This window comes from Ruegeria sp. AH7 (assembly GCF_056541325.1).
Window position 1 is genome coordinate 34292 of record NZ_JBQFYF010000007.1, and the last position, 19882, is coordinate 54173.

Genomic DNA, 19882 nt, shown 5'->3' on the forward strand with positions numbered 1-19882 from the left:
GGCCGATCCCTTGCCGTCTCAAGCAGAGGTCTGTGTGGTTCTGACTGTTGGGTCAGACTCCATCTCTGCCATCAGCCAGTCCACGAATAGGGCGACACTCGGATCAGGTTTGCCCTCCTTCTTCGTCGCGACAAACCACGGTAGAGGCTCGGGTACCGTCTGCTCGAAGGGCTTGATCAAGCGACCACTGGCCAGATCACGATCAACGAAGGACGCGCGCGCGATCCCAATGCCTTTGCCATTTAACACTGCTTCTCGGACCAGAGGATAGTGATCGAAAACCGACCCGTAGGTCATGGTTTCTGGAGTCAGACCAACGTGGCGCAACCAGCGATCCCAATCAGCCACATTCCCGGTGTTAGGGACGGACAGAAGGTCGGCCGTTTCCAACAAGGCCAGATCAGCAGAACCTTCTTGTATCCCCGCCCAACTCGGCGCGCACACCGGGAAGATGTCGGTTTCGAACAGGAACCGATAGTCATACCGGGGATCAAAAGGCGGCGCGTTGAAAACGCCTACGTCAAAGCGGTGAATGTCGTAGTTCCCTTCCTCAAAGGACGAGATGATGCGGACCCGGATCGTTGGGTTGTCCTGCAGGAATTCGGCAAGCCTGGGCTGCAACCACATCGTATTGAAGCTGTTATAGGACTGCACACGCAGCACATTCGCTTCGTCGGGCGCTTGCAGGCGCTGCGTTGCGTCCATGATGCCCTGGATATGTTCGCGGATCGACGGATAGTATTGCGCCCCTGCCGGAGTGAGTTCCACCGACCGGCTGTTTCTGACGAAAAGCTGGATGCCGACAGTCTGTTCCAGTGTTTTGATCTGATGGCTGACGGCGGCGTGGGTGACATGCAACTCGTCGGCCGCCTTTCGAAAGCTCCTGAAACGCGCGACAGCTTCAAAAGCACGAAGTGACGTCAAGCTGGGTATGCGCGTAGCCAAGTGTTCTTCCCTTCAGAGTGAAGTGCGGGTCAGCTGAAAAACCCCGCAGCAAACGGTAAATATCTTTTGACGGTGAAACAATTCATTTCACTACTCAACGCGAGGCCGGGCGGTCAATCTGTCTGAAGAAAAACGGCCGCAAAATCCGGCTCATCAGGATCATCCATGTCTGGTACGAACACAGAAAAATCCATGCGCATCCATGCGCTCGTGCACGCGATCATGCAGTTTTTCGAGGCCAATCGTGCCCGTGCAATGGGCATAGATCAGGCGTTGGAGAAGATGCGGGCCATGGACCTGTCATTGAGGGCCTCCGAGGATGTCCCACCGCGTGACACACGTCATGCTACTATTCTGACCGAAGCGATTGAAGACATAACCTCGCCGGACTTGCGTGACATTGCCAGTTGCCTCAAACGCGCCCGACGCGATCTGGTCTGGCGCGAAGACAACGCACAATTCTACGCGCCGAATGCCGATCTTGGCGACGGGTATCGCAATTGCAACTTGCACAGCCTGCTTATCGGGCCGAACGCATGTGGGTTTGAAGCGCAAGACTTCTGTCTTGGCCTTTTCATGCTAGGACCACGAACGCTATACCGCGATCATGCCCATGATGCACCCGAGCTTTACTTGAACCTGTCCCCTCGCTCGGGATGGAGGTTGTCGTCCAAAGGGTGGCAAGACTACGAGGCCGGATCGATCATATGGAATGCGCCCGGCGAACCTCATGCCACACGCGCATATGACCACCCCTTTCTATCGGTGTTTGTTTGGTTGGAAAATATCGATTCCATCTGCCGGGTCGTTCCATTTCCGGACTGGGCAGATATCGAAGAAAGCCTGTGCCGCAACAAGTTTTGAAACGACGAGCGGACATTGCCTTGGAGTTGGTGTATGGCGGCTCAGTCCGCGGACTGTGAGTTAGACCACCGCCGAATTGTGCTCTCGCAGCGAAAGTCCGGTTCGGTGAAGCTGCAATGCGGGGATGCGTGACCCGATGAACGGCTGGTAAGGGCCGACGAAGAGCATTCGTCCCAATTTACTTCTTGACGTCAAGCTACTCAAGGCCGGTATCTGCCTTATCGAAAGAGTAAACTCTAACTCGCATCGCGAAGGCTGCGTCCCGGTCGGGGCTACTGGTCTGTTTTTCGATCAATGCGATGTCTTCGAGAACTGCAAAAACAATCCCAAAACTCTATGGAGCGTAATGCGTAAGCTAAAGGCTGGCTTTGGGCCGTTCATGAATGTGCAGATTGCTTTCCACAGGTCAGATACTGCGCTGCATCCTAGTTCTGGACTGAGCCCAAGTCGACAGATACTGCAATTTGTGCGAATGGCAGCTTTGCAGTTCGAGTTCACAAAAGAAAAAACGTCCCGCTGTCGAAGAGCAGTTTCATGGCGGTTAGCGCCAGAAAGCCATAGACGATTTTCACAAAGACCCTCTGATCCACGACTGTGTGAAGCCGAAAGCCTAGGAAGACACCAAGCAAAAGCATGGGCGACAGAAAGGCACTGATCTGCAAGCTCGTCACTGAAAGTGTTCCAAACGCCCCATAGGCAATGGTCTTCAGGAAGTTTAGCGTGAAGAAAAAGACTGTGTTGGTTCCTACAAACCAAGACTTCTCGAGTTGCTGTCGAAGCAGGTAGCCCTTCACCGGCGGGCCGCCCGCATGAGCGATGAAGCTGGCAAAGCCTGAGAGCGCCCCTAGCGCAAAAGCAACCGGTCGGGACGTTCTTTGGTGTGAAAGCTCCCCAGAACACGCAACCATGAATTGCACCACAAAGAACGCCGCCAAGAGCCCCACCAGGAACCTCACCATATTCGCGTCCATGTAGTGAAACGATATGCTTCCCAGACCCAGACCGACAAAGGCCGCTGGCAGTAACCCTAGGATAATCCGACTATCCCAGGTAGCGCGGTAGCGCCAGACAACCAACAGGTCCATGGCCAGCAAGATGGGCATCATGACCGCAGCTGCGAACTGAGGTGTCACAAAGAGCGACATCAACGGAACGGCCATAACACCCAGACCGCCGCCAAAACCGCTTTTCGACACACCCGTCAAAACAATAGCCACGACCGCAACGACATAAAACGCAATTGATTGATCCATTTGGAGATACCCTCGGTTTTCGGGTCCACGGATATCGAAGAAAATGAAATCTATGAAACAGTCATATTTGAATATAAAAATCTCGCATGGAGATTTTACCCGACCTTAAAGAACTGCGCACCTTCGTCATGTTGACGGACGAACTCAGTTTCACCCAGGTGGCAGCACGACTAAATACCGTCCAATCCGCAGTAAGTGCGCAGATCAACAAACTCGAAGCTGGCCTTGGGCAACAACTCGTATCTCGAGGAAGAGGCAGGAAAGTCGCGCTTACACCAGATGGAGAGGTTTTTCTGGTCTACGCCAAACGTATCCTTTCTCTCACCGAGGAAGCGGTGGAGGCGGTACAAACAGTCAACGCTCGACAGGTCTTGAGGTTGGGAACGACAGTGACACTCGCCATGTCAATTGTAGCCGAGACCTTGAACGCCTTCGCCAAATTGCGGCCTGACATTCAAATTCAAATCCAATGCGACCGCAGTGACCGGCTGCTGCAGCGCCTCGAGGACGGGGATATCGACGTTGCTTTCATGATGGATCAGGGTCGCCATAGCTTTCGCGCATTCGTACAGTCTGTGGAATTGGTCTGGGCTGTTTCGCCTGCATTTGAAATGCCGGATGAAGGCCCAATCCCATTGGCATTTCTGACGGATGGTCGAGACCTGAGGCGCTATGCATTGCGCGCTTTGGATGCCGCAGGACTGAAGGGGCGCGTATCCCACCTCAGCCCGCATCCTGTGGGGGTCAGAACGCTGGTTCAAGCCGGTCTAGCGCTTTCCGTGATGCCGTCGCAAACGATTGTATCGCCCTTGGTTCCTGCCAATCCGTCCTTGGGCCTACCACAACTCGAGTCCGTCGCTTTGGCCGCGTACAAAGGACCGCATGACCCCAGCAGTTGCCAGGAATTATTAATTGAACAACTCGCTTTCGCATCGAGAAAGACCTAATGACGGCCATTTGTGTACCCGCAGCGAAAGCTCACTTCGTCCTGCACGGTAGACATTCACTATATTTGCCCGAATGACCCCGCCTAGCCTAACCCGACCCTTGCGATTTCACGCTACAAGCGCGGATCGCAGATATTGCCGCATGTGCGGTAGCTTCATCGCGGCGATGCGGCTCAAGGAGCTGCCGTTTACGCCCGGCGCGGCGGAATTTTGTCAGGTAGTGAGCAAAAAGCGGACAAAACAGGTGCGCAGTGCCTTCGGTGCCGTTCTTGCGGGGGTCGACCTCCTATGTCTAATTAATACTCTCTAGCTGCCGCAAAAGCGGGAAACCACTTTGCTGGGCCTAGCGCCATGGCAATTTCGGTTCGTGAACTATGTCCTTGGCAAACAATCGGATCGTTGGCCAATCACTGACTGAATATGCAGGCCAACTTGGTTTTGCTGACAGCGATCAAGTTTACTTTGGATCGTACAAGTATCCAATTCCGCGAACGGTTCTGATGATTTCAGGCTTTTCGGGATTAGTTTCTAGCTTTCGACGCAATCTGGAAATTCGAATGTCGATGCTGCGGTCAAAGGGATCCCACGACCGGTCATGCGCATGTTCCAAAAGTTGGTCCCGGTTCAGCACGCGTCCTTTGTTATCCGCAAACACCTTGAGCAAGCGGTATTCCATCGCGGTCAACTGGAGTTCGGACCCGTCTAAGGCAAGTAGCTTCGCAGCTTTTTTGTCCAGCGTATAGTCCCCGAAACGTGCTCTATCATTGCCAGCGCTCACGGCCGATGCCGTTTCATTGATAGTCCCGCGACGCAGAACTGCCTTGATCCGGGCTTCAAGCTCCCGAAGGTCCACGGGTTTGCTCAGATAGTCGTCGGCTCCCATTTCCAAACCAATGATCCGATCCACAACATCTCCAGCCGCCGTGAGCATGATCACCGGCGTTGCGTTTTCGGGGCGAAGAGATCTGAGAATGGACAGGCCATCTTCCTTGGGCATGTTGATGTCCATAATTATGGCATCCACAGATTCTGCCGAAACGATGCTGCGAAGCTCTTCGCCGCCTGACGCTGCCGAGACCTTGTAACCGCGCTTGTCCAAGTATTCCTGAAGCATCTCGCGCACGTCGACCTCGTCATCGCAGACCAGTATATGTCCTTTTTGATCATCCATCAGCTTCGTCCTCATGGTCGGTGAGCAGCCTTCCGACGAGCGCTCTGAGCTCTGAGGGAGAGACTGGTTTTTCCAGGAAGGGAAGATCAGCCTCTTTCAGCAAGCCTAGTGAGTTTTCTCCCATCGTGTCTCCGGTAACATACGCCGTGCGTGTCAACATTTCTGGGAAATGCGTCACCAACGCTTCGTAAATCTTGCGGCCATCAACTCCCGGCATGTTCAGATCACTCAGAAACACATCGTAGTTAACGGCCTGCAAGCGGTTCAACGCCTCTTCACCGGACGTCACGAAATCAACATGAAACCCTTCTCTTCGAAGGATTTCGGCGTTCAATTCGCCCACTTCAACCTCATCATCTACGACCAATATCCGCCGCATAACTGGGATCGAGAGGTTTTTGATCGGCTCATCACTCTTGTTTTTCTGCGGCTCTGCGACAGGGAGTGTAATCCGAAAGCACGTGCCGGTGTCATCGGTCTGATCCAACCTGATCTGACCGCCATGAGACAGGACGATGCGATGACAGAACGCCAACCCGATCCCAGTCCCATCGCCGACTTCTTTCGTCGTGAAAAACGGTTCGAAAACGCGGGGACGAATGGCTTTGGGTATTCCGGGTCCATTGTCCTTAACCGTGATCTCTACCATACCAGTGCTCGGTTTGTTTTCGGCGGACAACGCGATCTGGTCACCAATGTCAGTTGAGGTCATGGCCTGCTCTGCATTGATAATCAGATTGAGGATGACCTGTGTCAGTTGATCGGCATCCCCGGCAATTGGCGCAATATCGTCAGGGAGGGTGCGTGTAATCTGGATTTCACCTGATGTGCTGCCATAGCCCGCAACATCGGCTGCTGTTTCGATCAAGCTAGGTACATTGACCTGTTCGATCTTGCTGGGTTGCTGGCGCGCCATTGCCAGGAAGGTCTTCACGATCTTTGCACATCGTTCTGCCGCGTTGCCGATTTTTTCTATCCTGACGGTCAGATCAGGATCGGTGATCTCTTCTTTGAGCATGAGCGCGTGGCCGACAACAACTGAAAGAGGGTTGTTAAGCTCATGTGCTACACCTGCTAGCAGTTCGCCGAGGGCGGACATCTTCTCGTTTTGAAAAACCAGCTCTCGTTGCTTTTCAAGCTCGGCTTCAATTGCCAGCTCGTCTGTCAGATCGCGCGTGTTGGAGACAATGACTTCCTCGCCATTGAACTTAATGAGACGCGAAGAATCTGCACCCCAGAATACTCGCCCATTGATATCGACGAACTCCATACGCCGCTCTTTGAGAGAACCTGCCTGCCTTAAGTCGTTCAGATATCGTTCACGTTCCTTGGGATCGGCGTAGTAGGACTTTGAACTTTCGCTGTCTCCAAACAACGCTTTGATTTCTGGAGTCGCAAAAAGCACTTTGCCCGTGTCAGCATGCGTCATGTTTATGGCTGCCGGGTAGGCCTCCATAACTTGGCGTATCAGAGTATCTGCCTTCTTCTGGACGGTGAGATCTATGATGCTGGTCACGATGACCTCTTCGCCCTTGTAGTCAATCAACTGCGAAGAGATTGAGGCTGGGAAGGTCTTTCCCTCCGCATTCACCAGATCAAGCTTGTAGTCGTTGACTTGCCCGTCGGCCAGGAGCAGCGTGATAAAATCGGCACGCTCTTCCGGATTCAGATAGTGCTCTTTCGCTGAGCGAACGGGACCGAACAGCTGAAGAGCAGCGGGTGTGCGATACAGTATTTGACCGTCGCCAATCCGGGCCATGGTCACAATCGCAGAGCTGGCGTCCAGCACCTTTCGGATCAAAAGATCGCCGTCTCGCTCTTCGACCTCGGCCTGTTTCCGCGCGGTGATATCTTCGCGCGTGACAACAAAACCACCGAGTTTTGTTGGGTGTACAGAAACCAGATACGTCCGTCCGTCGGTTTCCGTCAGTTCATAGTCCTGTATGAACTCAATCCCATTCGCCAACCGGTCTGAAACCCATTGCTGTTCGTTGCCTATGGCGTCGGCGTAAATACCCCTGCGCGCTGTCTCACGCATCAGGATTTCCCAATCTAGACCGGGTTTCAACAAGTCCGAGACACCCTTGTTCATCTCAGCATATCGCTGGTTGAACATTACTAGGCGACGGTCATCATCGTAGAGGGCGAATCCTTCCTTGAGGGATTCAATGGCGTCACGCAGAAGGTCTCTTGCCTTCTCGATTTCTTCAAGATCGTTTGCCATATCCGTCTTCATCCTGATCTTCTAAGGTATCATTGTTTCAATGCCATTTCAAAATCAGCATCTTACGTTTCAATTGTTTCAGACTGCGCGGTTTCGTTCCAGTGCCAGTCGAAAACCTGTTTGTTTTCGAAGCGGATAGCGCACTGTGTGACCCAGTTCACAGAGCTACAAATGAAACACGAAACCCTAGTTTCAGAAATCACATTGAAACAGAGGAAGGTCAGTTTGTGCCCATAGCAAATTTAGTTGGGTAAGTACGATGACTATTTCATTCAGACCGACAGATACGATCAACGCACCGGTTGTCGCGTTACACTCCTCTGCATCGAACGGTGCGCAATGGGGCCAATTGGCAACAGATCTGGGAGGCCGTTTCGAGGTTAACGCTTTTGATCTGCCTGGCTACGGCCAGGCCCCTTTGGTCGGGGATAGCTCACAAAAAGGCGCGGCTGTCTCTGCAGTTCCTGTGATCCGGGAAATTGAGGCCATGGGGCGCGCGGTACATCTTGTCGGGCACTCAAACGGCGGCGGTGTTGCCATCAAGGTTGCGCTGATGCGTCCCGATCTTGTGAAAAGCCTGACGGTCTATGAACCTGCCGCGTTTCACTTTCTTAAACAAGGCAACGAGGTCAGCCAACAACTGTTCGGACAAATCCAAATGTTGTCCGACATGGTGACGGCTGCCGCTGCAGATGGTGATGCCGCAGCAGGGATGCGTCATTTTCTGGATTTCTGGAACGAAGAGGGGTTCTGGGATGCTCTTCCTATTGCGGTCCAAGTCCGCTTTGCACAACAGATCACGTCGGTCATGACAGATTTTGCCAACGGGTTCGCGGAGACCTGGGACCTGAACGAGCTGTCCAGACTCGAGGTTCCTTCGCTGGTGATGACGGGTCTGGAATCTCCGGAAATCGCGCAGCGTGCATCAGCGGCGATTGCCAATACACTGCCGAATTCGCGGATCGCCCTTTTGCCAGAGCTCGGCCATATGGCTCCGGTTTTTCAGCCCGAGTGGATCAACTCTCGAATACTTGAACACGTGGCCAGCGCAGAGCGGCCTGTGGTGAATATCAGCTGGCCCAAACGGCAAGCTGCATAAACCGTCCGCATTCGATGATGCGGCCTTCAATTCAACTGCTGGCGAATGACCAGTTAAACCAAGAGGAACAAAAAAATGGGTATTCAGACAACAATCGATTCCACAACGGACTTTGCAGCGATCAAGGCCAAGCAGAACGTGGCTTGGGGGTCAGGTGATTACAGCAAGGTTGGCGTAACACTTCAGATCACCGGCGAAGAGCTCGCCGAAGCCATGGATATGGTACCGAGCACCAAAGTGCTTGATGTCGCGGCAGGAAACGGTAACGCCACACTGGCCTTTGCGCGGCGCTTTTGCGATGTCACCTCGACAGATTATGTTGAGGCCCTTTTAGAAGCCAGCAGGCAACGCGCAAAAGCCGAAGGTCTGTTCGTTACATACAAGGTTGCCGACGCGGAAAAGCTTCCCTTTGCGGATCAATCGTTTGACGCCGTCGTGTCCACATTCGGGGTGATGTTCACGCCGAACCAGGAGCAATCTGCGGCAGAGCTTCAACGTGTCGTCAAATCCGGTGGCAAGATCGGTATGGCAAACTGGACGCCCGATAGCTTTATTGGGCAGCTGTTCAAAACCATCGGCAAACATGTTCCTCCGCCGGCTGGCGTAAACTCTCCGGCTTTGTGGGGCAGTCAAGACTGGGTCGAGGACGCTTTCGGCACCAAGTGCGATATCGTCTCGTTCCGGCGCAAGAACTTCATGTTCCGTTACAGATCGGCAGAACACTTTCTGGAGTTTTTTCGGACTTTCTATGGACCAATGCAGAAAGCCTTTGATGCCTTGGATACGGAAGGGCAAGCGGCCCTGCGCCAGGATATCATGGCTCTGATTGAGAAGTTCGATATCTCCACCAATGATGCGCTGTGTATTTCGTCTGAGTATGCCGAGGTTATCGTCCAGCGCCGCTAAGGGAACGATGCGCTCACCGCTCTTGGGTCATGGTTTCAAAGAGCGGTGAGAATTGGCTTTGTTTGACCAGTTTTTGAAAAGGGTTTTGAGATGGCTGAACGCACACTTTATGAGAAATACGGTGGGTTCTCGAAGATTAGCAAGATCGTGATCTCATTCTACGACAGTCTTTTAGACAATGATGAGGTCGGACCCTTTTTCGACAATGTCGACATGGGCCGTATGGTCGATCACCAGACAAAGTTCATTGCTTCGCTTCTTGGCGGCCCGGCATCCTACACAGATAACCAGCTGCGTCAGTTGCATGCCCACCTAAGCATCACACACGCCCATTTCGATGAATTGGTAACGGTGTTGCAGGATGCTTTGGAAAAACACAACGTGGCAGCAGAAGATATAGCTGTTGTTGTCGCGGAATTCGGCAAGCGCCGCCCCCTGATTGTTAGGTAAGCCATGACTATTGAAGCCATCAATGAACAGTTGCTGCGCGCAATTGGCGTAGGCGTCGCACTACTAAACCGTGAAACGCTGCAGTTTGGTTTCCGCAATGACACGTTTGATGAATGGTTCAGCAGCGATACCCCCTTGGATCACTTGCATCAGCTTTTTCCCGACCTGGATACCGATGCGGTTCAGAAAAGCCTGTCTGAGGCGCGGCGATTTACATCTGAAATCAGTTTCAAGAAAAAGCGCAGAACGCTGGTGATCGCGCTCGATTTTACCGTCGCGCATGATGATGTGCTGGTTCTGGTCTGTCAGAATATCACCCGGATCAAAGAACTCGAGTCGATGATCGATTCTTATTCAATGATGGTAGAACGGAACACGCGCGAACTGAAACGCGAGAAGGAACAGGTGGAAAAGCTGTTGCTGAACCTGATGCCGCGCTCTGTATACGAAGAATACAAGACTTTCGGTGTGGTCACGCCTCAGCTTTATGATCCTGTGTCTGTCCTGATGCTCGACTTTGTTGGGTTCACGGAAATGGTCGCCTCGCAGGATCCAAGCGTTACGGTCACCGAACTGAACGATATTTACAGTGCCTTTGATCGCATCGGAGAACAATTCGGTTGCGAACGCATCAAGACGATCGGTGATGCCTACATCACTGTCGCCGGTCTGCCCGACCCAACTCCAGATCACACCAAAGCGATTGCCAACACGGCCATACGGTTCGTGCGCTATCTAAACCGCCGCAACCTGAGCCACCCGCATCAGTGGCACTGTCGAATTGGATTGGCTTCTGGGTCAGTGGTTGGTTCGGTCGTGGGTATCCAGAAGTATGTCTACGACATCTTTGGTCCGGCCGTTAATTTGGCGTCCCGACTTCAAGAGTTTTCCGAACCGATGCAGATTACTGTGCAGGACGAGGTTGCTCATGTTCTCAAAGAACAGTTCGATCTTGAAGAAATCGGGCCAAAATTGATCCGGGGTTTCGGTGAGCAATACGTTTGGCGTCTTTCTGACGAAAACTAGGTTGGTCTACGTGACCCACAGCCCCTTGGTTCCGTTGTTTGGATGTAGAATCCGTCTCTATTTTTTTCTCATGACTAGACCGGCGCCGTATGGTGGTTTTGTTGTCTAGTATCGAGCCAAGCACACCGCATTTTCCCGGGAAATAATGCAAGACGTTGGCCTTTTAGGTTTCGAAAACCGTCAGTATCAGAGACGATTTTCCCGCCTTGCTAGGCATCAACATCGTTGACTCTACTCTCTTGTGTGCTTTATCGCTTGCGTCATGATCGGGTCGTTCTTCGCATCGCAGAGCTACTATCCTCAGCTTAGATAGCTGCGGGTATCTCATCATTGGTTTTCCGCTGCCCCTATCAGCGGTGAACAAACAATCGACCTTGTGCCGGGCGGCAAGTTCAAAGGTCGACAAATGAACAACAACAGAAGTCAAAACAAGTCGCTCGGCATCGTGGGGTTTGGTGCGTTCGGACAACTTGCAGCCTTTCATCTCGGTCAGCACTTCGAGATATCGGCTTACGATCCGTCCGCGGACGTTGCCAAGGTCGCGAAGAAACTCGGGGTACGTCTTTCATCAATGCACTCAGTATCGCAGTCTGATGTAGTCCTCATTTCGGCACCAGTGGCATCATTTGAGCGGGTTGTCCGCGAGGTTGCAGCTGCTTGTAAACCTGGCGCGCTGATTGTTGATGTAGGCTCAGTAAAGGTAGGTCCCTCGGAAATCATGCGGCGGCGACTACCGAACCATGTAGACATAATCGCGACTCACCCCCTGTTTGGTCCTCAGAGTGCCACGACTGGTATTAAGGGTTTAAAAATTGCCGTCTGCCCCATTCAGGGAAGGCAACATGCCAGACTTGCTGCGTTTTTGCGCAAGACACTGGGTCTGACTGTCATCATGACGACGCCAGAAGATCACGACCAAGAAGCAGCAGTAGTCCAAGGGCTCACGCACCTCATCGCCAAAGTGCTTCTGAGAATGGGACCGCTGCCGACGCGCATGACCACGAAGAGTTTTGACTTGCTGTCTGAGGCGATTTCCATGGTTCAGCACGATGCGCCAGAAGTATTCGAAGCCATTGAGAAGGCCAATCCCTACGCCGAGACCGTGCGACGGCAGTTTTTTGATTTGGCCGCAAGTCTCAGTGCAGAGCTGGAGGCAGCATTTGATTACACCGCCGACAACAAATGCGGACATTGATTAAGCGGTACCCAAGGGCAGCTTCGTCCCGCATTGCGTGAGTTTGACCCGCATCGGATTTTGCATTTGCAGCGAATGACCGCAAAGCGGGCGCGACCGCAGCATCGCGCCCCATTGGTCAATGGCAGGAATGGGCCGTTCATGAATGTGTAGATTGCTTTCCACAGGTCAGATACTGCGCTGCATCCTAGTTCTGGACTGAGCCCCACCTGTGAACTCGATTTTCCTGACAAAGCGCAGCCATCAATTCGGTCATTCGTGACATGCGCTGTGCAAGAAACGTAGGACTTCCCGGTATCTGACCTTTGTGTCTTGGAGCTGTTGATAAAAGCGAAACAGCTCCTTTAAGGGGGCGGAAAAATCCTTGTGAGCCGCGAGTACAGCAATCAGTGCTCCAAGGGTGATGCGATCTTGCAGAACGAGAAATCCTCCTAAAAGGTAGAAAAAGAATGGTGTTAGTGACGTCAGGAAATTCGTGAGGACCTTGGCCAAAAATTTCACGCGGTGAATTCGAAGTCGCGTTTCTTCAAGTTTGCGCAGCGTTGCCAAAATTGGGTACAAATCATGGGGGAGATCCCGTGTTGGTTCCATTTGGGACGTCAGCCTTTGGCTCAACTGCCTCATGTGCATTATGCGCAAGCGGCTAAGACGGTTGACCAAGCCTTGAAGCTTGGGAAGGATCGTGAGTTGGACAGGTAGAATGGCGATAGCCGCTACCCCGAGGATTGGATCCTGCGCAAACATGAAGGTCAAAATCGTGACAAACGTCCCGCCTTGGGTAATCGGAAGCGCCAGAAAATCTGACGCGAACCCTCCCAAAGGTTCAATCTCGGGGCCCATGACTTGGTGTATCTCCGACTTTCTTGCTGACGTTTTCCGTAATCGCCATCCACGATAGATACGCAAACGCAGGTGGCGCAAAAAGCGCTCGGCGACCCGTCCTTTTGCCGTGTTCAGTTGATATTTTATCAAACCATTCAAAGATATGGCCGCCAGGAACAAGAGGCTCAGAACACTCAAAAGCTCAGACTGCGAAAATGTCCAAAGGAGCCAATGGATGTCCTGTTGGTGTGACGTTCCAAGTACATTGTTCACAATTTGCTTGGGCAGCTCTAACGTCATATAAAGAATGGGCATCATCGCAAGACTCAGAAAGACAAGGTAGATTTGCCTGCGTTGAGTCCTTACAAATGCATGCGCGAGCAATGACCTTTCCATACCTTGAACATCGATGACCGGCTCTGCTCGCCGGGCACCACTCGATCTGAATTTCCTTGTCAGACGCAGCAAGTAGCACACCGCCAACGCCAACAGCAGAGCGGGTCCAACAATCAGGACCATGTGCAACAGAGCGTGCAGCACTTGGGGTACTTCGTTGTTTAGGGCGATGCCGAAGAACCGCATTACGGTTTCGACCGCTGCGTGAATCATACTATCCATTTTTGGGGAGCTTTTGGTGGTGAGGTTGCGCGCCACAACGGCGCGCAACTCTTCTCGATTAGCTTACGCTGGCCGTTCCGAACATGCCGGATTCATAGTGGCCAAGGATCAGGCAGGCGAACTCGAACTCGCCGGAATTTGAGAAGGTCCAGACGATTTCGCCTTTCGCACCCGGTTGCAGAGTGATCGCATTGGGCATCTGATGAGCGTTTTCATCCTGCCCTTTTGCCATCAACTCCTTGTGGATCTGGTTGTTCTCACTGGTATCCAGCACAAACTCGTGTTCGAGTTCACCTCGGTTCGAGATCTTGATCCGGACAGTATCTCCTTTCTTCACCGCAAAGCTGTTGGGTGTGAAGATCATCTCGCCATCGTCGGTTTCCTTCATTTTAATGCTAACCACTTGGCGTGCATACCTTTTTTCTCCTGGCATGCCCGCTGGCATCATCGCCGAATGGTCCATACCATGGCCCGCACCATGATCCGAGCCATGGTTGCCACCGGATGGCCCTGACATCGCTGGAATGGACATGGCTATAACCATTGCTGTGCTGACAAATACTGCTCTCATTGAGTTTTCCTTTCTAAGGTAGGAGAGACTGAGGATACGCGGCGGGGATCCCGCCGCGCGGGGTTTTCAGAACATCAAACGGACACCGGCCACGACTGAGAATTCGTCATCTTCCTCACCAGCCGCTCGCATCATGTTGGCAGTGCCGCCGAACGATCTTTCGTAGTTGACTCCGATGTAGGGAGCGACCGACCGATCGATGAGGTCGTAGCTAAGGCGCGCGCCGATCTCGACAGTGGCCCCGCCCGCTGCTTGCATGTAAGCCGGGTCATCCCGCAGTGGCAGAGTGACCTCCAAGGAGGGTGTCAGGATTAAGCGGTTGGTCAGCAAAGCTTCATATTCCCCTTCAAACCGAAGGAATGACCGGTCTGAAAGGTAGAGATCTGCGTCGATTTCAAACCACTGCGGAGCAAGACCTTTGACACCAAGAACAGCTGCATATCTGTCGGGCAGTTGGTCCGGCGTCTGTGCGTACACACCGATGACCGCATCGAAGAACCTGGAGATGGGCATCTGCAAGCGAAGCTGGTTTTCCAGACTCTCGATGTCGCCAGAACCTTCTGTTACTTCGCCTTCGCTGCGCCACACGAACTTCAATTCGTCTGTGCCCACCAAAGCATCGAAATCCCAGACATATGTCCCGCCGTCATCGGTCGAGCGATATTCCAGTTGCTCGACCTGAATGCCGTAAGTGAAAGCCTCTGCACTTGCATGCTGCGCGACCGCACCCGCCACGATTGACAGTGCCAAAGCTGTTAGCCGTCGGTTGAGTGATCGGTGCACTGTCATGCCGGTGCTCCTTTGATAACGACTTTTCGGAACATCCCTGCATCGGCATGGTAGGACAGGTGGCAGTGGAAGGCCCATTGGCCTGTCACATCGACCTCTGTTTCTGTGTAGACAGTTGTGCCGGGGTTGACGTTGATCGTGTGTTTGATTGGGTCTCTGCTGCCTTTGCCGGTATCTAGGATCGACCACATGCCATGCAGATGCATGGGATGCGCCATCATGGTTTCGTTGACGAATTTGAAGCGCACCCGCTCACCATAGTAGAGCACCAACGGCTCGGCCTCAGAGAGCTTCTTGCCGTTGATCGACCAGATGTAGCGCTCCATGTTCCCGGTCAGCCGTAGTTCGATTTCACGCGTTGCCGGACGATCCCGATAGAGCGGCTTTGCTGCCGACAGGTCCTGGTATGACAGGAACTTCCCGCCATTCGCCGCCTCGGGGACCAACCCGCTGCCATCGGCATAAAACGGTGCCGAGGCCCCATTCCCTGCGCCATGGCCCATTTGTGCATGTGACATGCCGCTCATCGCTTTGGGTGCCTGCCCATGACCGGCATGTGCCGGCTTTGCGTCGGCCCTGGATGGCTTGCCATGCCCCATTGCGGCATGATCCATCTGATCACCGCTCATCTGGCCGTGTCCCATGGCAGCGTGATCCATTTGACCGTCGCTCATTTGGCCATGATCCATCTGGCTGTGGTCCATCTCGCCCGGGTTCAACATTTTGGTCGGGGTAGCTGGCGTCATGTCCATCATGGAGTGGTCCGCCTGCATCACATGGCCTTCCATGTGCATACCGCCCATCATACCGGCCATGTCAGCCATGGTGAGCAGCGGCGGCTTGCGCCGTTGGTACATCGGCCCCACCATGCCTTCGGCAGGAGCAAGCGTTCCGCGCACCACGCCGCTACGCCCCATGGACTCTGCAATGATGCTGTAGGCCTGCGCTTTGCGCGGATGCACAATCACGTCATAGGTCTCGGCCACGGCGATACGAAGTTCGTCAACCACCACCGGTTTCACATCGTTCCCGTCCGCCTGAATGACCGTCATCTTGAGGCCGGGAATGCGCAGGTCGAAGTAGGTCATGGCCGACGAATTGACCAAGCGGAGGCGGACTTTCTCACCGGGTTTGAACAACCCTGTCCAATTCTGACTGGTTGTCGCACCGTTGATCATCGCGGCGAAGCCTTGAACATCTTCGACATCGGTGCGCATCATCCGCATGCGACCCCACATCTTCCGTTCTTCCATAGCTTGTTTGAACCCGTCGGCACGAGAATCCCGGACGAGGTCAGCAACTGTGCGCTGAGTTCTGTTGTAATAGTCCGATGACATTTTTAGGTTGCGCATGATGCGCTGGCCCTGATGCGGATGCGTATCGGTCAGTTGCACCACATAGTCACGATCCGCGCGGGGCTTCTCTCCGCCCTTTGGTTCGATCACGATGGCGCCATATGCCCCGTCGGGTTCCTGAAACCCGGAATGACTGTGGAACCAATAGGTTCCAGCCTGTTCGATGGGGAATTGATAGGTGAATGTTTCACCGGGTTTGATGCCGGCAAAACTGATCTTCGGAACACCATCCTGATCATAAGGCAGGATCAGCCCATGCCAGTGGATCGAGGTCGACTGTTGCAGGTTGTTCTTGACCCGGATGGTGACATCCTCGTCCTCCCTAAAACGAAGAACCGTGGGCGTCTGGCTGCCATTGTAGCCAATACCCTTCTTTTTGAATGTGCCCGCATCGATCCGGATGCGGTCCACGGTGATATCGTACACGTCGGCAAACGCACTTGTTGTTCCGGTAATCCCGACGACAAGACAAGTGGCAGCCGTACGCATGAATTGCGTTGCTGTCATTGGTTTTCTCTAGTTTGGAGTGACGTCGGCATCGCGGCATGGCGCGTTGAAGACCAACGAAATTAGGTGAACGACAAAGTCAGTCAGACTCAGTCAATCGACCGAGCGGCTGAAAGGACGTTCTCACACGCGCGGAGGTGGCGTTTCAGTAAGCGACAAGGCTGACGGTTGTAAGATGTCGTAAAGAGGCAGAGTCATCGTCTTGGACAAGGACAATGCAATCTCCAGGTTTGTCTGACCCAACATCGCGGCGAGACTGCACGCAATATGAACCCGGCAAGTCTCTGAATGAGTGCTGTTCACCGGATTGGGGGCGTGGTTCATTTGGGTATGTTCAGTGTGCACTGACGTAGCCTGCGAAACATGCTCATGTGTTGACGAGAAAGCGACAGACACCAAAAGCCCGATCGCCATCACGATCTGGGGCATCTTCAGGACTGTGCATTTCACTCTCATGGGCCTGTTCTTTGTAACTCTTCTGCTCAGCTTTGGTAGTAGATAGGGCCTCCAGTAGGTGGAGGGTCAAGCAAGTTTTTCACTTTTTTTGAGCAAATTTATGTACCGCCAGCATTGCTATGCTTTACGGATGTGGCGGGTTGCGGCTTGCTTGGATCTTCTGCACGCGCTCCGGCCATGTTGACCTTATGTAAGCCAGGATGTCCCAAATCTCTTCATCATAGAGAATGTCGCCGAATGCTGGCATCCCGCTGTCAAAGTCCTGCACTCCAATTTCTGCAAGCGCAAGCTTCCCACCCAGATTCGTGTAGTCAAATAGGAGTTGGTTATCGTGGTGCCATGTATGCCCCGTTTCGTCATGAGGGGGCGTAGGCAATACGCTGTCGCTGTTGGGTGAACGCCAGTTTTCCTGGCCTTCGAGATTGCTACCGTGGCAGGAAGCGCATTGCTCTTGGTAGAGCGTTTGACCAGCCTTGAGGTCACGGTCAAGAAGCTCATGATCCGCCAATGAGGGGGACGCAAACAACATGGATATGGCGATCCGGTTTGTTGTCGCGATCATACGTTTTCTGGTCAACATACGCATGATCAGTTGATGCCATTGGCGCGTTGCAACTCGCGCACATATTGCGTGATCATCGTAACATCAGCGCGCGTCAAACCTTCGACAGGGGGCATGTTGCCGAAGGGCCAATGATGACCTCTGACGCCCTGTGCAACAGCGCGTTGAAAGCTCTCATCGCCGTGGTGGCCCGGCTCGTAGATGACATGGATCAGCGGCGGTGCGATGCCTTGCTGCCCGATCCCATTCAATCCATGGCAGGCCGCGCAGTTCGCTTCAAAGCCTCGTTGGCCGATCTGTGCATTCGTGGAAAGAGTCTCTGGCAAAACGATGTCAACGAGCGCCGTGCCCTGAGCCGTTGTCAGGTTCGCAGTCAATCGGTCAGTTTCAACGTCAGGCCAGAAAATGTAGCCCAAAATGCCTGCGACTGCGATTGCTGAAATCAAGATTGTGTTCTTCATTGGTCCACGTGGGTGATGTTGTTTCTTTTGAGGCCTACGGCTTCGAGTAAGTGGAAGGTCAAACGGTTTTGGATCACAGTTTCGAGAGCATCCAGATGGCCATACCGACCATCATCAGGTTCTCAGTGAGTGATACAAATCCAAGCGGTACTTTGCTGTCGCCGCCAACGCAGGCACATTTGAGATCCCGCTTGTCGATATAGACAGCTTTGAACACACTGACCGTCCCGATACTCGCGACAATCAATGCTGCCGGGGCAGAAAGCCAGGTCAGGACCCCCGCCATCATCAGCAGCCCGGCACCGGTTTCGACAAAGGGGTAGATATAGCCATAGCGCACCCATCGTTGGGCCAGCAGATCATAGTTCAGAAACATTGTTGCAAATCGCTCCACATCCTGCAGTTTCTGCAGTCCGAGCAACACCATTGAGATGGCAATGAACAATTCGGCAGTGCGTCCGGAAAAGGCTGTTCCAAGGCTCAGCCACGTCACGACGATCGCCAGAAGTGCTGCAACTGAGAACAGCGCGATCACCGGCTGATAGGTGGTGGCGGCTTCAGACGCGGTAGGCTTCCCGAGATAAGCACTCAGATCATCATATCCGCCAATGCGTTCGTCTCCGATGAAGATCTGTGGCGTGGTCTCGACGCCATGTTCTGCTTTGAATGCGTCAACCTCATCGCGATTTGTCAGATGGTGGTCATCGACGACATATCCGTTGCGCTCCAGCAAGTCCTTGGCTTTCAGCCCGTACGGGCACATGTGATCCTTCATCACCATGCGGTGCAAAATGGCTGTTGTTTCAGCTGAATTTTTTGGCATTGGCAGCGTCCCGAATAGGCCCGATAGGAGAGGTCTTGAATCGATGTTGCTGCACATGTAGTCTTTCCAGTTACTGGAAGGTCAAGAAGGTATGCTCACGAATATCTCCGCCGCTGCAAAAATAGCAGGACTGCCTGTTAAGACCGTTCGCTACTATGCCGACATTGGTCCGGTCGACGCACCTGCGCGGTCCGAAGCCGGATATCGCAGCTACGATGATGCTTCAGTTCGGAAACTGGTGTTTGTCCGCAGATCCCGAGAATTCGGGTTCAGTATATAAGAGTGCCGGGAACTTCTTGGTCTCTACCAAGATCACGAGCGTTCCAGTGCCAAGGTAAAACGCATTGCCTCCAAACGATTGATCGAAATCGAACAAAAACAAAGAGAATTGCAATCCTTGCATGATGAACTGACACACCTTGTGAAAACCTGTCGTGGAGACAATCGACCCGACCGCCCAATCATAGACTATCTCAGTTAACCAATCGCGATTGAGTTTCGGGTTTTTGACAATGGCGAGATACAATAGGGCGGATAATCTTCAGAACCGTTGAGCTGAGATGTTGAAATACCTTAAGCATCTCTGATCAATCATACGAGAAAGTAAGATCTCACGTCTGATCAACGTGGCATCGGTGATTGACCGATCTAATGACATCCGCCACGACGCGGCGACAACTGCGACGCGAACGCATGTAAATGCTGCGTTAGCGAAGCGATAAAATCCAATGTCGGAAAAGTCCGCAAAGCAGACGAAGTCCGCACGCAGGAGACTACAGACATGAAGAACCGAAAGCTCTACCTTGGTCCCCTATCTTCTCAAATTAGATGTTTTTAC

The 19882-nt window shown here is 53.1% G+C and carries 19 protein-coding genes and 1 pseudogene; 9 read left to right on the forward strand and 11 right to left on the reverse strand.

Annotated features, from left to right (window positions below):
- Positions 1 to 18: 18 nt before the first annotated feature.
- Positions 19 to 945 carry a LysR substrate-binding domain-containing protein gene (locus ACR0JX_RS16095; protein ID WP_480544806.1) on the reverse strand — a complete coding sequence of 309 codons (927 nt, stop codon included), beginning with the start codon at positions 943 to 945 and terminating at the stop codon, positions 19 to 21.
- Positions 946 to 1110: 165 nt separating this feature from the next.
- Here ACR0JX_RS16095 and ACR0JX_RS16100 point away from each other — a divergent pair, with 165 nt between their 5' ends.
- Positions 1111 to 1809, forward strand: coding sequence for a dimethylsulfonioproprionate lyase family protein (locus ACR0JX_RS16100; protein WP_480544807.1), 699 nt, complete (start codon positions 1111 to 1113; stop codon positions 1807 to 1809).
- A gap of 494 nt (positions 1810 to 2303) precedes the next feature.
- Here the strand turns inward: ACR0JX_RS16100 and ACR0JX_RS16105 are convergent, their stop codons facing one another.
- Positions 2304 to 3062 carry a sulfite exporter TauE/SafE family protein gene (locus tag ACR0JX_RS16105; protein WP_480544808.1) on the reverse strand — a complete coding sequence of 253 codons (759 nt, stop codon included), beginning with the start codon at positions 3060 to 3062 and terminating at the stop codon, positions 2304 to 2306.
- 86 nt (positions 3063 to 3148) lie between these two features.
- On the opposite strand from ACR0JX_RS16105, the gene ACR0JX_RS16110 reads away from it, so the two are divergent.
- Positions 3149 to 4009 carry a LysR family transcriptional regulator gene (locus ACR0JX_RS16110; protein WP_480544809.1) on the forward strand — a complete coding sequence of 287 codons (861 nt, stop codon included), beginning with the start codon at positions 3149 to 3151 and terminating at the stop codon, positions 4007 to 4009.
- Positions 4010 to 4466: 457 nt separating this feature from the next.
- On the opposite strand, the gene ACR0JX_RS16115 is transcribed toward ACR0JX_RS16110, so the two are convergent.
- Positions 4467 to 5180 carry a response regulator gene (locus tag ACR0JX_RS16115; RefSeq protein WP_480544810.1) on the reverse strand — a complete coding sequence of 238 codons (714 nt, stop codon included), beginning with the start codon at positions 5178 to 5180 and terminating at the stop codon, positions 4467 to 4469.
- On the reverse strand, positions 5173 to 7416 hold the full coding sequence (locus ACR0JX_RS16120) for an ATP-binding protein (protein ID WP_480544811.1): 2244 nt from the start codon (positions 7414 to 7416) through the stop codon (positions 5173 to 5175). Before ACR0JX_RS16120 ends, ACR0JX_RS16115 begins: the two co-directional genes overlap by 8 nt.
- A 247-nt stretch (positions 7417 to 7663) precedes the next feature.
- Here ACR0JX_RS16120 and ACR0JX_RS16125 point away from each other — a divergent pair, with 247 nt between their 5' ends.
- From ACR0JX_RS16125 to ACR0JX_RS16145, 5 genes are all read left to right on the forward strand, one after another.
- On the forward strand, positions 7664 to 8503 hold the full coding sequence (locus ACR0JX_RS16125; RefSeq protein ID WP_480544812.1) for an alpha/beta fold hydrolase: 840 nt from the start codon (positions 7664 to 7666) through the stop codon (positions 8501 to 8503).
- Between the two features lie 75 nt (positions 8504 to 8578).
- Entirely contained in the window at positions 8579 to 9409 is an 831-nt protein-coding gene (locus tag ACR0JX_RS16130) for a class I SAM-dependent methyltransferase (protein ID WP_480544813.1), read from the forward strand.
- Positions 9410 to 9499: 90 nt separating this feature from the next.
- Positions 9500 to 9859, forward strand: coding sequence for a group I truncated hemoglobin (locus ACR0JX_RS16135; RefSeq protein ID WP_480544814.1), 360 nt, complete (start codon positions 9500 to 9502; stop codon positions 9857 to 9859).
- 3 nt (positions 9860 to 9862) lie between these two features.
- Positions 9863 to 10885: an adenylate/guanylate cyclase domain-containing protein gene (locus ACR0JX_RS16140; RefSeq protein ID WP_480544815.1), complete on the forward strand. Its 1023-nt coding sequence runs from the start codon at positions 9863 to 9865 to the stop codon at positions 10883 to 10885.
- 376 nt (positions 10886 to 11261) lie between these two features.
- Entirely contained in the window at positions 11262 to 12080 is an 819-nt protein-coding gene (locus tag ACR0JX_RS16145; RefSeq protein WP_480544816.1) for a prephenate dehydrogenase/arogenate dehydrogenase family protein, read from the forward strand.
- A gap of 252 nt (positions 12081 to 12332) precedes the next feature.
- On the opposite strand, the gene ACR0JX_RS16150 is transcribed toward ACR0JX_RS16145, so the two are convergent.
- The 7 genes from ACR0JX_RS16150 to ACR0JX_RS16180 all read right to left on the reverse strand — a co-directional run bounded on the left by ACR0JX_RS16150 (position 12333) and on the right by ACR0JX_RS16180 (position 19044).
- Positions 12333 to 13520, reverse strand: coding sequence for an ABC transporter ATP-binding protein (locus tag ACR0JX_RS16150; protein ID WP_480544817.1), 1188 nt, complete (start codon positions 13518 to 13520; stop codon positions 12333 to 12335).
- 58 nt (positions 13521 to 13578) lie between these two features.
- Positions 13579 to 14091 (reverse strand): cupredoxin domain-containing protein, encoded by a 513-nt coding sequence (locus ACR0JX_RS16155; protein WP_480544818.1) that lies wholly within the window; start codon positions 14089 to 14091, stop codon positions 13579 to 13581.
- 66 nt (positions 14092 to 14157) lie between these two features.
- Positions 14158 to 14880 carry a copper resistance protein B gene (locus ACR0JX_RS16160; protein WP_480544819.1) on the reverse strand — a complete coding sequence of 241 codons (723 nt, stop codon included), beginning with the start codon at positions 14878 to 14880 and terminating at the stop codon, positions 14158 to 14160.
- Positions 14877 to 16742, reverse strand: a complete 1866-nt coding sequence (locus ACR0JX_RS16165; protein WP_480544820.1) for a multicopper oxidase domain-containing protein — start codon at positions 16740 to 16742, stop codon at positions 14877 to 14879. The genes ACR0JX_RS16160 and ACR0JX_RS16165 overlap by 4 nt, the downstream gene beginning before the upstream one ends.
- Positions 16743 to 17322: 580 nt before the next feature.
- Positions 17323 to 17727 (reverse strand): c-type cytochrome, encoded by a 405-nt coding sequence (locus ACR0JX_RS16170; protein WP_480545027.1) that lies wholly within the window; start codon positions 17725 to 17727, stop codon positions 17323 to 17325.
- Between the two features lie 59 nt (positions 17728 to 17786).
- A complete protein-coding gene (locus ACR0JX_RS16175; RefSeq protein ID WP_480544821.1) occupies positions 17787 to 18221 on the reverse strand; it encodes a c-type cytochrome in 435 nt (144 codons plus the stop codon).
- Between the two features lie 73 nt (positions 18222 to 18294).
- The gene (locus ACR0JX_RS16180; RefSeq protein WP_480544822.1) at positions 18295 to 19044 is read right to left on the reverse strand and encodes a MauE/DoxX family redox-associated membrane protein; all 750 of its coding nucleotides are present in this window, start codon (positions 19042 to 19044) and stop codon (positions 18295 to 18297) included.
- Between the two features lie 91 nt (positions 19045 to 19135).
- Between ACR0JX_RS16180 and ACR0JX_RS16185 the strand changes: the two genes are divergently transcribed.
- Positions 19136 to 19324: a MerR family transcriptional regulator gene (locus ACR0JX_RS16185; protein ID WP_480544823.1), complete on the forward strand. Its 189-nt coding sequence runs from the start codon at positions 19136 to 19138 to the stop codon at positions 19322 to 19324.
- A gap of 12 nt (positions 19325 to 19336) precedes the next feature.
- Positions 19337 to 19525 (forward strand): annotated as a pseudogene (locus tag ACR0JX_RS16190) (MerR family DNA-binding protein); the annotation flags it as partial.
- Positions 19526 to 19882: the final 357 nt, after the last annotated feature.

What these genes read in the sequence shown, in the direction of transcription:
- ACR0JX_RS16130 (WP_480544813.1), top strand. Translation starts at nt 8,579, where the DNA reads ATGGGTATTCAGACAACAATCGATTCCACAACGGACTTTGCAGCGATC.
- ACR0JX_RS16150 (WP_480544817.1), bottom strand. Translation starts at nt 13,520, where the DNA reads ATGGATAGTATGATTCACGCAGCGGTCGAAACCGTAATGCGGTTCTTC.
- ACR0JX_RS16100 (WP_480544807.1), top strand. Translation starts at nt 1,111, where the DNA reads ATGTCTGGTACGAACACAGAAAAATCCATGCGCATCCATGCGCTCGTG.
- ACR0JX_RS16155 (WP_480544818.1), bottom strand. Translation starts at nt 14,091, where the DNA reads ATGAGAGCAGTATTTGTCAGCACAGCAATGGTTATAGCCATGTCCATT.
- ACR0JX_RS16115 (WP_480544810.1), bottom strand. Translation starts at nt 5,180, where the DNA reads ATGGATGATCAAAAAGGACATATACTGGTCTGCGATGACGAGGTCGAC.
- ACR0JX_RS16140 (WP_480544815.1), top strand. Translation starts at nt 9,863, where the DNA reads ATGACTATTGAAGCCATCAATGAACAGTTGCTGCGCGCAATTGGCGTA.
- ACR0JX_RS16105 (WP_480544808.1), bottom strand. Translation starts at nt 3,062, where the DNA reads ATGGATCAATCAATTGCGTTTTATGTCGTTGCGGTCGTGGCTATTGTT.
- ACR0JX_RS16185 (WP_480544823.1), top strand. Translation starts at nt 19,136, where the DNA reads ATGCTCACGAATATCTCCGCCGCTGCAAAAATAGCAGGACTGCCTGTT.
- ACR0JX_RS16170 (WP_480545027.1), bottom strand. Translation starts at nt 17,727, where the DNA reads ATGTTGTTTGCGTCCCCCTCATTGGCGGATCATGAGCTTCTTGACCGT.
- ACR0JX_RS16175 (WP_480544821.1), bottom strand. Translation starts at nt 18,221, where the DNA reads ATGAAGAACACAATCTTGATTTCAGCAATCGCAGTCGCAGGCATTTTG.
- ACR0JX_RS16135 (WP_480544814.1), top strand. Translation starts at nt 9,500, where the DNA reads ATGGCTGAACGCACACTTTATGAGAAATACGGTGGGTTCTCGAAGATT.
- ACR0JX_RS16180 (WP_480544822.1), bottom strand. Translation starts at nt 19,044, where the DNA reads ATGCCAAAAAATTCAGCTGAAACAACAGCCATTTTGCACCGCATGGTG.
- ACR0JX_RS16160 (WP_480544819.1), bottom strand. Translation starts at nt 14,880, where the DNA reads ATGACAGTGCACCGATCACTCAACCGACGGCTAACAGCTTTGGCACTG.
- ACR0JX_RS16110 (WP_480544809.1), top strand. Translation starts at nt 3,149, where the DNA reads ATGGAGATTTTACCCGACCTTAAAGAACTGCGCACCTTCGTCATGTTG.
- ACR0JX_RS16165 (WP_480544820.1), bottom strand. Translation starts at nt 16,742, where the DNA reads ATGACAGCAACGCAATTCATGCGTACGGCTGCCACTTGTCTTGTCGTC.
- ACR0JX_RS16120 (WP_480544811.1), bottom strand. Translation starts at nt 7,416, where the DNA reads ATGAAGACGGATATGGCAAACGATCTTGAAGAAATCGAGAAGGCAAGA.
- ACR0JX_RS16125 (WP_480544812.1), top strand. Translation starts at nt 7,664, where the DNA reads ATGACTATTTCATTCAGACCGACAGATACGATCAACGCACCGGTTGTC.